Source organism: Rickettsia sp. (genome assembly GCF_965035265.1).
Genome location: NZ_CBCDJS010000046.1, coordinates 1 through 10,666 on the forward strand (window position 1 = coordinate 1; position 10,666 = coordinate 10,666).

Here is a 10,666-nt window from a genome sequence, read left to right on the forward strand (position 1 = left end):
CTAAGAGATATTAAATAACTATCAGTAATTGTAACTGTGCTACTAGTACCATTACCAAGTATCTTAGTAAAAGCAGCATTTTTATATAAATTATAATTTAGTCTATTTGCGCCACTAGCCATCTGTCTTGGATTATAAGCACCGGCAGTACCGGTACTAAACCTTACAGTATAATTAACAAGTAATCCTATACCGCTACAAGTCACTGAAGCAGTAACCATTGCTGTTCTACTACTTCCCATGTTAAAATTGCCAAAATTTACAGTGGGTACTGATACACTACATGATGCTAGTGCTATAGCATTACTTGCTATAATATTAATTAATACAACTATAACTATATTCTTTATTTGCATATCACTTCGCCTAAATCAATTACAGGATCATTTAAATCTTTATTAACCGGTATGCTAAAATGACAGCATTTATTATTCTCTTCATTCTCGTCACAAATAGAACCGTTTAATACTTCAAGGTCTTTAATATCATTAATATAAATCTTACCTTCATAACCTATAAATAACTCCTCTTCTAAACCTTCTATAGTAACAGTACTATCAAACGGAATAAAATGTTTATTACTGTCAAATATTGTCATTTCAACGCTTTTAATCATTCTAACGTTGAAGTCTAATAATACTGCCGATTTTGTTTTTGGAGCAACTTTTAAAGCAATATCCTCAAACTCAGTATTAAGAGGTAAATTTTCATCATCTAACCTTATTTCAGAAGGAACATAAGGAGTTACGTTCGGTATAAGTACTTTACCCTGATCATTTGTATAACCTGCTAATAGATTGTTATTATAAACTCCGGCGTTTTTTAAACTATTTACTTTAATTAGAGCAAGACTTCCGGTAATCGGTCTTGTTGTGTAATAATTTTTATCGATAGCTACAATACCGCCTTTAATATTGACTTGGTTAACATTTCCTCCATCGTTCTTTTGTAGGTAAAGCCCAATATCGTTATTTTTACCGTTACGATTAACTTGTACATTATAATTTGTAGCTTTAGCTTTGATTAGATTGGCATTATACCCCCAGCCCATATTTGAAGTAATTGGCACTGAAATACCGATTTGTTCAGTATGATATTTATTTTGGTATGAATCAATAAATGAAACGTTTTTATTACCGTCTAAATTTAGATTAAAGGACATATAAGCAAAATTACCTCTATTTCGATTTTTTAAATCTGTACCTATAGTAAAACTTAAAAAACCTTTTTTAGTAATATTTTTTGATAAGTTGTTGATAATATATTTGAACGTTTACCATTTTGCATAAATCTATTTACGGCTAAAGATAAAAAAATTTATGCTTAAATTACCCAAGTCAGCATCACCATAACTAGCTGAAACCTGATAATTTAAATTTGAGGAAGTTTTATTAGGATAAATATATACATCTCTATAATTTTTATTATTCCAATCTAAATTACTATTAATATCAAAATATTCCGACTCATAAGTATAACCACAATTTATTCGTTGTGAACGACCAAAGTTTTTTATGTTACTTGCAAGCGAAATCCCGATAACCCCGAAATTTCCAATTTTTAAATTATTAGTTACTCCCACTGCTCCATCACTTTTTAAAAATTCAAAATGTCCGCCGCTGGTTAGATAATCAGTCATACCAAGCATATAATCGGTATTTAGTACTAAATATTTGTAATCATTGCTATCTATAGTAAAATTTTGTCTTTGAAAGCCTGCCTCATAAGAAAAGTTTGAAAGTCCTGGACGCAATAAACTTGGGGAAGCATAATAAGGAATAGTAATGGTTTCAATTTTACCCGTTATATCTTGCGTCCTTACTATTAAATCCCCTCGACCGGTAATGACAGGAATATTACTCACGTCAAAATCTCCTGTGCGGGCTTTAGCATTATATATAGACATGCTATTTGAAAATATTTCTATACTGCTTGGAAGTTCAGATTTTCCTCTAAAATCAAGTAACGGATAGGTGACTAAATTCGGTCTAACTGCAAAATTAGTAGCATACTGAATACCGGCAAATCTACTTGAGTTAGACCAAGAAGCCGGTTTAGTTACGCTATCCCCTACTCGCCAATTAGTCATTTTATTCACATCTTCATAAGTCCAATTTGTTTCTAAACGTGTAAATTTATTTTGATTTTTTGTGGTATTTTTGATTCTAGAAAAATTTGATTTAACGGCCTCGGTTTGAAATAAGAAGCTATAACTATATACCCCGTTTTCAGTAAAATAATTTAACCCTTCTACTCCAGCTAAATAATTATTATCATCATTTTGGCTAAGAGTTATATCATAGTTTAAATATGCTCCGCTAATAAGTTTAGTATCAACGTTCTTCATAGGACTGCCTGAAGCATCAAATGATTGGGGTTGCATTTTTTCCGTCGGGAAAGTAATATTTAAGTCTAAATTTTCAAAATTTAAATCGTATTTAGTGCCTTCAAGCAAATCTAGATTAATATAATCTGTATCATGATAATTCACTATAGCCTGCTTAAGATAGTCTTCTTGAACATTAAAATGATCTATATCTTCAAGAGGAATCAAATAATGACCTTGAGCGTTTTGCACTATAGTCGGGAATATATCGGTTTCGGTATAATTAACTTTTAGCGAAACAATCAATTCACTATCACTCGTAATTTCATCTGCAAAACTCAACGGTATAAATAAAATAATACCTATAAAAACTGATATTATTTTATTTAAAAAGCTCATGGCTTTAATTTATTTAATTTTAAAGATTTTTAACTTGATACTGTTATAGGTATATTTAATTGAACGACAAAATTTAACGTAGAAGTAATATTATTATCTATTTTTATCCTCTGCGGCAACTCTCTTATCTCTATTCTATAATCATTTTCTTTTCGGGAAAAATTTTCAGTATTTTTTAAAGCTATTCTTATTAGCTGTATTTTATTACCTTGCAAGGTAAACATTCCGGGCGTTGCTACTAAATCTTTAGTTTCTACATATTCTTCCTTACCCTTTATATATTCACGTTTTTTAAGAGTAAGCTGAAACTTTTTCGGCATATAATCATTATTTTGTAATGTCATAGTTGCTATTTTATTAGACTTACTTATATTTACTTTTATGGGTACAATAGTTAACTCAGCTAGAGAATTGAGTGAAACAAGCAATATTATAAAAAACGAAAAATTAAGAACTAAGGTACTTAAATTGCTTAAATATTTTTTCATTATATTAAATAATAAGTTTAAGGAAAAGTTAATGTTACCGTTATTGTCTCTTGATAAGTATCAACTGCAGAATTTTGTCCCGATGGTATTTTACCGTATACCGTAAGTACTACAGGAACAAGTCCGGCAGTTCCGGTTTGCCAATCTGGTGTAACATTACCCCAATTATTTAACATAGTAGCATCTTTATAAAGACGATAGCTCAATAAATTAGCTGGAGTATTAATGCCTTTCATCTGACGAGTAGTAACTGTAGCTCCTGCAGTAGCACCGGCATTTAAACCGACTTTATATGAGCTTCCCGGGGTACAATTTAAAGTAATAGTAGACTGTGCTGTTGAATCAGTAGTGTTATCATAATTACCAAAATTTAAATTCTGTACACCTCCTACTGCTATAGCACAAAGGGGTAAAATTTTAGCATTAACGGTAAAAGTTGCAGAGGTAGCAAAAATTTTACCGCTATTTAATATTAAAATACAAATAGTAATAGCATTCCGCAAAACCTTAAGGTTATTCTTCATAATTTTAATAATAAATAATTAATATTCATTATTAATCTTTTACAAAAATTAATAATTTTACAAGGTTAGTTTAAGAAATCGTTATATTTCAATACGGATTTATGATATTTTTCCCACAGAATATTATTTCTATTTTTCTTTATCCTAAACCGACATTCTTCATTTCTAACAAAGGGTGAGCATAATGTTCAGTATTGCTCTGCCCTAATATATTAATATTATCGTTATGTGATAAATGACTATCTTGATAATGTAGATTTTCTGCAGCTTCCTCCAAATTTTCGTTTCTTTGTAAATATTCTTTGATTGTTTTTAAGTATTTTTCTTCTATATCATTATCGGAAAGACTAAGGACCATTATTGACTTATTAACTTTAGCAGCTTCTATAAAAGCTTCTGCTCCTTTATTTCCTATTTTGTTATAGGAAAGCTTAAGTTCAGTAATCGACTTACTAATCTCAGCAAATGTTGCTAAAATTTCAGCTCCTTTATCCCCTATTTGATTTTCGTTAAGACCAAGTATTGAAATCTTTTTAATAGCATCTACTAAAATTTCAACTCCTTTATCAGTTATTTGATTTTCACTAAGATCAAGATTAGTGATTCTGCTGCGTTTAATAGCCTCTGCTAAAGTTTCAACTCCTTCATCGCCTATTTGATTGTCACTAAGATCAAGTTCAGTGATAGAACTAAGTTTAAGTACCTCTGCTAATGCCTTGACGTCCTTATCTTTTATTTTTTTACCACTAAGATCAAGATAAGTCTCTCCTTTAGCTAATTTGTGAGCTTGTTTTTCAAAGCCTTTACTTTTTAAAAATGCTATTAATTCTTTCATATATACTATCCATATTAAATTTTTAGTTAATTAAACTTTAACTAAAAATTATATAAAATCGCAATAAAAAAGTTTAAATAAGGTTATTTAATTTAAATTAAAAATTAAATTTATAAATAAGACTATATATTAATTGACTATTTAATTTGACTATTATAGTATAATAATACTTTTATTTATTTAGAGTATAAAAATGGCTATTAAAATAGCAATAAGTCAATTTAAGTCTCATTGTCTTGAAATAATAGAAAAATTACAAACAGATAAAGAATCTATCATAATTACCAAAAGAGATAGAGAAGTAGCACAAATATTACCTATAAATACTAAAAAGACCTCAATATTCGGTATGCTAAGAAATAAGGCTGAGATAAAAACTGATATATTAGAACCAATAGAAGAAAAATGGAATGCAGAACATTAATAATGCTTTAGTACTAGATACCCATGTTTTATTGTGGTCATTATTACAACCTGAAGAATTATCAGAAAAAACAAAGCATATAATCAATTTAGCTCAAGAAAATTCGCAATTATTCCTAAGTTCTATCTCATTATGGGAAATAGCTATGCTTAACTTTAAAAAGCGTATTAATATTTACGAACCTATAAAAGATTTTCTAAATTCTATAACGGATATCAACGGATTATCTATTAAAGATATTTCTCCGGAAGTGGCGGCCGAAAGCGTTTCTCTTATGGATGATTTTCACGGTGACCCTGCTGATAGAATTATTGTAGCAACAGCAAAATGTCTTGGAGCCACCCTACTTACTAGAGATCAAAAAATTCTTAATTGGGCTAAGTTAGGGCATATTAAATCAATATCTATTTAACAATAACAATTGATTATTTCCTCAATATCCAATAAAATCCTTTTAAAAATTAAACTAAATAAAAATAATGCATAATACCGATGTTGTAATAATAGGGGCCGGTCCAGTTGGATTATTTACGATTTTTCAGGCCGGAATGCTTGGGATGAAATGTCATGTTATTGACGCTCAAGAAGCCATCGGCGGTCAATGTATTACTCTATATCCTGAAAAGCCTATTTACGATATACCGGCATATCCTAAAATTGCAGCAGAAGAGCTAATAAAGCAGTTAGAGCTTCAAGCAGCTCCTTTTAAGCCTGTATATCACTTAAATCAGCAAGCTATAGAACTAAATAAGCAAAATGATTTTTTTGAGATTAAAACCTCAAGAGATACTATTATTAGAAGCAAAGTTATTGTAATTGCAGCAGGAGCAGGTTCATTTGGTCCGAATAAGCCTCCCCTTGCAAATATTGAGGATTTTGAAGGCAAATCGGTTTTTTATTTCATTAATGATAAAAGCAAATTTGCAGGTAAAAATATAGTTATAGCAGGTGGTGGTGATTCCGCCGTCGACTGGGCTATTTCTCTTTCAGAAATTGCAAATAAAATATATTTAGTACATAGGCGAGATAAATTTACGGCAGCTCCTGAAAGCGTAAGGCAGTTAAGAAGCATTGCAGAAACCGGTAAAATAGAGTTAGTAACCGGTTATCAGTTAAATGCTTTAGACGGTAATAATTACGAACTTCAAGCGGTTATAGTTAAAGACCTACAAAATAATACTAAGAAATTAGAAGCTAATATATTACTACCGTTTTTTGGTTTGAAACAAGATTTAGGTAGCTTAGCAAATTGGGATTTAAATGTTAAGCTTCACCATATTGAGGTAGACTCTTCCTATTATCAAACTAATATAGAAGGGATTTATGCCATTGGCGATATTGCTCATTATGCCGGTAAGCTTAAGCTGATTCTTACGGGTTTTGCTGAGGCAGCAAGCAGTCTTCATCACGCTTATAGCAAAGTATTTGACGGCAAAGCTCTACATTTTGAGTATTCCACTACTAAATATGGGGAAAAGAAGTAAGGTAAAAATCATAGTACTCTATGTCATTCCCGCGAAAGCGGGAATCCAGTAATTAAAAAGCATACATATGCTAAATTTTAAAAATTAAAGCTCGATTTATCTTGCTTTATGCTGGATTCCTGCTTTCGCAGGAATGACATCGAGAACTTTTTGAAAGCTGTCCTGTACTAATAATTATGGATAAAAATATAGTGAATAATATAATTGACGGTAAAGCATTAGCAAATGAGATATTAGCAGATTTAAAGCTAGAAATTGGGGAGCTTAAGGATAAAACTAAAACTTCACCAAAGCTTGCTATAGTACTAGTAGGCGATAATCCGGCAAGCATTATTTATGTAAGAAATAAAATAAAAAATGCACATAAGATAGGAATTGATACTTTATTAGTAAACCTATCTACTACTATTCGTACAGATGATTTAATAGTAAAAATCAATGAGTTAAACCTTGATAACGAGATTTCAGGAATTATAGTTCAACTGCCTTTACCGAGTTCTATAGATAAAAATAAAATTTTATCGGCAGTATCACCTTCTAAAGATATTGATGGTTTTCACCCTTTAAATGTCGGTTATTTACATAGCGGAATCAGTCAAGGTTTTATCCCCTGCACTGCCCTCGGTTGTCTTGCAGTTATAAAAAAATATGAACCGAATTTAAGCGGTAAAAACGCTGTAATTATTGGACGCTCAAATATAGTAGGTAAACCTTTAAGCACCTTATTATTGCAAGAAAATTGTAGTGTTACTATTTGTCATTCTAAAACACAAAATTTAAGTTCTATTACTTCTAAAGCAGATATTGTTGTTGCTGCAATAGGTTCGCCTTTAAAATTAACTCTAGAATATTTTAACTCTGAAGCAATAGTAATTGATGTAGGTATTACTAGAATCGCAAATAATAAAATAGTTGGTGATGTTGATTTTGAAAATGTTAAGTCTAAAGTAAAATATATTACTCCTGTCCCAGGCGGTATAGGACCGATGACTATTGCGTTTTTACTTAAAAACACAGTAAAGGTGTTTAAAGATTCCTTATAAAACATTGTTGTAGGTGTTAGCAAGTTCTACATAGTTTCTTACATTATCTTGCATATATTCTAAATCTTGATCGGTTAAATATCTAACAAATTTTGCAGGTGATCCCATCCATAATTCTTTAGATTTAATTATTTTCTTTGGTGGGATTAGGCTTCCTGCTGCAATAAAAGCATATTCTTCTATTACTGCATAATCCATTATCGTAGTACGCATACCGATAAAGGCATTATTATGTATTGTGCAGGCATGAATAAGAGAAAGATGACCGATAGTTATATTATCGCCTATTTCTACCGGTCCGTTAAATCTTGAAGTATGAATCACCGTGCCGTCTTGTACGTTAGTATTATTGCCTATTTTTATTGGTTCAACATCGCCTCTAAGAACGCTGTTGAACCAAATACTTGAATTACACCCTATTTCCACGTCTCCTATTAAAGAGCTGCCTTCGGCAATATATGCACTTTTATCGATTTTTGGTGTAATTCCTTTATAAGGGATAATGAGCATTAATTATAATCTACCCAAGAAATATTACCGTCTTTACGATAATAAACTATATTTATACGATCATTATTAATATTTTTAAATACTACTGCCGGCAAATTTTCTAAATCCATTTTCATTACCGCTTCTTTTACTGATAATTTTAATATTTCTACAGGCTTTTCAGCAATAATTGCCGGATTATCATTATCTTCGGAGTTAGAGGTTTCACTATCAGGTTGCGAACTAATAATATATTTAGTACCTTCGTAAGCAATTTCGGATATTTTTACTTTACCTGCGTGATGATTTTTGAATTTTGATTTATATTTTCTAAGCTGTTTTTCGAGTTTTGACATAGCTTTATCAAAAGCTACATATATATCATTACAACTATCGTTACTTTTGATAATACTATGTTTACCTGAACCATATTTTACTATAATATCACACTTAAAATTAATTCCCTCTTTTGAGAAATGTATATCTATATTTATTATATCGGTAAAATATTTTTTTACGACTTGTGTAACTCTCTCCTTTGAATATTCTTGTAAATTATTACCGATAGAAATATGTTGACCTGAAACTGAAATACTCATAAATAACCTTTATAATCTGAAATAATTATTAATATATAGGCGTTACTAAGTAACACCTATACAATTAATTTATAATTATAGTAATTTCAAGTTTTATTACAATTAATTTAAACTTTAGCCATAGAGTTTAGAATGCTTATCTCTAAGATATAATTTATTTTGTTGTGATTTAATTAGCTTTTTAGCAGTCTTTCTTACATAATTAGGTTCAATGCCCATTTCTAAACAAGTAGCATTAAAATTTTCATTATTTTCAAAAAGCCACTTTTTAGCGTTATATTCTGCTTTTGTTGCTTCTTTCTTTGTGGAAGTATTAGTTGCATCTATTATTGCCTGCATGATAATAGCACTTCTAAGAGCAATATCGGGTATAGGATTATAAAGTTTAATACGTTCAAAAGGAGTAGTTAATTTAATGACGTACGGTTTAGTCATATAAAGCCTCTAATAATTATTTAATAAAAAAGGATTTTTTAATATGGGTGTAACCGCTAGGTTTTCCTTTTTTAACAAAATCCTTAAAAAGTATAATAATTTTCAATGTTTCAACTAATAGTAACAATTTAAATTAATAGCGATAAGCAGTAAAATTTAGAGGTTTAGATTCTATATATTTTTTAATGAAATAAGATATTTTGCTCTTGCAGAAATGGAAGAATTGTTATATATATTGTTATCTCTTATGTAAAGGGGGTGTAGCTCAGTTGGTTAGAGCGTCTGCCTGTCACGCAGAAGGTCGCGGGTTCGAGTCCCGTCACTCTCGCCAACCTTTTCAAGGGTTTTCGGCTTTACAAACTTATTCATAAGTTTTAGATGCTCCTTTTATGTTCCAAAATGTCTAATTTTTGTATCAAATCTCTTTTAAATCCTGAATTTTAAATATTATAAAAAAACTAACTTTGTATTCTTCTTAAATCAACCTCAACTCATCTATTAATACTTCTAATTAAATTTCTATTGCATTCTTAAAACTCTTTATTATGATTCTGTATATAAGCTAATTTTTAACAAAATATTAAGATTTATGGAATTTAATAAGGAAATAGTTATGTTTAGATGGTTTCAAATATTGCAAGAGGTAGCCGTAACAAAAACGCCGCATGAGAAATTAATAGAATTTCTAGAAAAAAGAGGATTAAAGAGGGAAGCAGATAGTTTAAGAAACGGTGACACAACGCTTTATCTTTGGGATAACAACATAGGCGATGCTGAAGCAAGGGACTTAGCGGCAAGCTTAAAAGATAATAACTCTTTAACGTCGCTTTCTCTTTCTGGTAAAAACATAGGCTATGCAACAATAAAAATAATTAATGAATATCTGCAAAGAAATAAAACTATAGCAGAAAAAAAAGCAGAAAGCTTAAATGCAGAGGGTAATGATTTATGCCATCAAGAAAAATACAGTGAAGCTATAGAAAAATACAAAGCAGCAATAAAAATTAAGAAGGGACTTGATAGATTGACATGTAGTATAGAAAGTGTCTATTATGAAGAAAATAAAAGAAATGCAGAAAAGAAATATGAGCAAGAACTAGAAAAACGACGATTAGAAGAAGAAATAAGAAAACTATTGGAACGAGCGGAAGAAGAAAAAAGGAAGCTATTGGAATTAGAAGCGATGAAACAAGCAGAAGAACAACAGCAGAGCCTAAAGTTAAAACAAGCAGCTTCGGTAATAAATGAGAACAAGCCAACAGATATAAAGGATTTACCTAAAGAAGTAACAAAACAAGATATAACTCAAGAAAATCTTATAAGTTTAGAAGAAAATATTTATGAAGTACTAGCAAGGATGAACAATAAATTAGAAAATATCAATAATATTAGCGAAATAGACAAGGAAACATTACAAAATAATATAATGAACAAAGTAACAAAATTAGGTAGGAATAAACCTAATCTGCAAAAAATATAATGGCCTGAAAAATCAAGACAAAATATATGAACAATGTACTTGGTAATGTTGCTTAAAATTAAGCTGCTATTTGTTCATAATGTTGTACGTAATCCAGATAAACATTCATAGGTTTTTTATACCCAATACTTGAATGGAAT

General features: G+C 30.1%; 14 protein-coding genes, 1 tRNA gene and 1 pseudogene. 6 read left to right on the forward strand and 10 right to left on the reverse strand.

The window, feature by feature from the left end:
• From AC1Z7D_RS04065 to AC1Z7D_RS04095, 7 genes and pseudogenes are all read right to left on the reverse strand, one after another.
• Nucleotides 1-356 (reverse strand): spore coat protein U domain-containing protein (locus tag AC1Z7D_RS04065; RefSeq protein WP_482602203.1); only part of this gene is annotated, 356 nt, incomplete at its 3' end.
• Nucleotides 347-1,162 carry a fimbria/pilus outer membrane usher protein gene (locus AC1Z7D_RS04070; RefSeq protein ID WP_482602205.1) on the reverse strand — a complete coding sequence of 272 codons (816 nt, stop codon included), beginning with the start codon at nt 1,160-1,162 and terminating at the stop codon, nt 347-349. The genes AC1Z7D_RS04065 and AC1Z7D_RS04070, both read right to left, overlap by 10 nt.
• A gap of 129 nt (nt 1,163-1,291) precedes the next feature.
• Complete coding sequence (locus AC1Z7D_RS04075; protein WP_482602207.1) at nt 1,292-2,347, reverse strand: fimbria/pilus outer membrane usher protein; 1,056 nt, start codon at nt 2,345-2,347, stop codon at nt 1,292-1,294.
• Nucleotides 2,344-2,725, reverse strand: a pseudogene (locus tag AC1Z7D_RS04080) (hypothetical protein). Before AC1Z7D_RS04080 ends, AC1Z7D_RS04075 begins: the two are co-directional and overlap by 4 nt.
• Nucleotides 2,726-2,754: 29 nt before the next feature.
• Nucleotides 2,755-3,213 (reverse strand): fimbrial biogenesis chaperone, encoded by a 459-nt coding sequence (locus AC1Z7D_RS04085; RefSeq protein WP_482602209.1) that lies wholly within the window; start codon nt 3,211-3,213, stop codon nt 2,755-2,757.
• Between the two features lie 17 nt (nt 3,214-3,230).
• Nucleotides 3,231-3,737, reverse strand: a complete 507-nt coding sequence (locus AC1Z7D_RS04090) for a Csu type fimbrial protein (RefSeq protein ID WP_482602211.1) — start codon at nt 3,735-3,737, stop codon at nt 3,231-3,233.
• A 139-nt stretch (nt 3,738-3,876) separates the two neighbouring features.
• Entirely contained in the window at nt 3,877-4,572 is a 696-nt protein-coding gene (locus tag AC1Z7D_RS04095; protein WP_482602213.1) for a leucine-rich repeat domain-containing protein, read from the reverse strand.
• 193 nt (nt 4,573-4,765) lie between these two features.
• Here AC1Z7D_RS04095 and AC1Z7D_RS04100 point away from each other — a divergent pair, with 193 nt between their 5' ends.
• The 4 genes from AC1Z7D_RS04100 (at nt 4,766) to folD (ending at nt 7,523) form a co-directional block, all read left to right on the forward strand.
• Complete coding sequence (locus tag AC1Z7D_RS04100) at nt 4,766-4,996, forward strand: type II toxin-antitoxin system Phd/YefM family antitoxin (protein WP_482602215.1); 231 nt, start codon at nt 4,766-4,768, stop codon at nt 4,994-4,996.
• The gene (locus AC1Z7D_RS04105; RefSeq protein WP_482602217.1) at nt 4,983-5,408 is read left to right on the forward strand and encodes a type II toxin-antitoxin system VapC family toxin; all 426 of its coding nucleotides are present in this window, start codon (nt 4,983-4,985) and stop codon (nt 5,406-5,408) included. The genes AC1Z7D_RS04100 and AC1Z7D_RS04105 overlap by 14 nt, the downstream gene beginning before the upstream one ends.
• Before the next feature lie 67 nt (nt 5,409-5,475).
• Nucleotides 5,476-6,480: an NAD(P)/FAD-dependent oxidoreductase gene (locus tag AC1Z7D_RS04110; protein WP_482602219.1), complete on the forward strand. Its 1,005-nt coding sequence runs from the start codon at nt 5,476-5,478 to the stop codon at nt 6,478-6,480.
• A gap of 191 nt (nt 6,481-6,671) precedes the next feature.
• Nucleotides 6,672-7,523, forward strand: a complete 852-nt coding sequence (gene folD, locus AC1Z7D_RS04115; protein ID WP_482602229.1) for a bifunctional methylenetetrahydrofolate dehydrogenase/methenyltetrahydrofolate cyclohydrolase FolD — start codon at nt 6,672-6,674, stop codon at nt 7,521-7,523.
• On the opposite strand, the gene AC1Z7D_RS04120 is transcribed toward folD, so the two are convergent.
• The 3 genes from AC1Z7D_RS04120 to AC1Z7D_RS04130 form a co-directional block, all read right to left on the reverse strand.
• Entirely contained in the window at nt 7,518-8,033 is a 516-nt protein-coding gene (locus AC1Z7D_RS04120) for a gamma carbonic anhydrase family protein (protein WP_482602221.1), read from the reverse strand. The genes folD and AC1Z7D_RS04120 overlap by 6 nt on opposite strands.
• The gene (hpf, locus tag AC1Z7D_RS04125) at nt 8,033-8,611 is read right to left on the reverse strand and encodes a ribosome hibernation-promoting factor, HPF/YfiA family (RefSeq protein ID WP_482602223.1); all 579 of its coding nucleotides are present in this window, start codon (nt 8,609-8,611) and stop codon (nt 8,033-8,035) included. The genes AC1Z7D_RS04120 and hpf overlap by 1 nt, the downstream gene beginning before the upstream one ends.
• A 114-nt stretch (nt 8,612-8,725) precedes the next feature.
• Nucleotides 8,726-9,046, reverse strand: coding sequence for a hypothetical protein (locus AC1Z7D_RS04130; RefSeq protein WP_482602225.1), 321 nt, complete (start codon nt 9,044-9,046; stop codon nt 8,726-8,728).
• A 254-nt stretch (nt 9,047-9,300) separates the two neighbouring features.
• On the opposite strand from AC1Z7D_RS04130, the gene AC1Z7D_RS04135 reads away from it, so the two are divergent.
• Both AC1Z7D_RS04135 and AC1Z7D_RS04140 read left to right on the forward strand, forming a co-directional pair.
• A tRNA-Asp gene (locus AC1Z7D_RS04135) sits at nt 9,301-9,377 on the forward strand.
• 282 nt (nt 9,378-9,659) lie between these two features.
• Complete coding sequence (locus AC1Z7D_RS04140) at nt 9,660-10,526, forward strand: hypothetical protein (RefSeq protein ID WP_482602227.1); 867 nt, start codon at nt 9,660-9,662, stop codon at nt 10,524-10,526.
• The last annotated feature ends 140 nt before the right edge of the window (nt 10,527-10,666 follow it).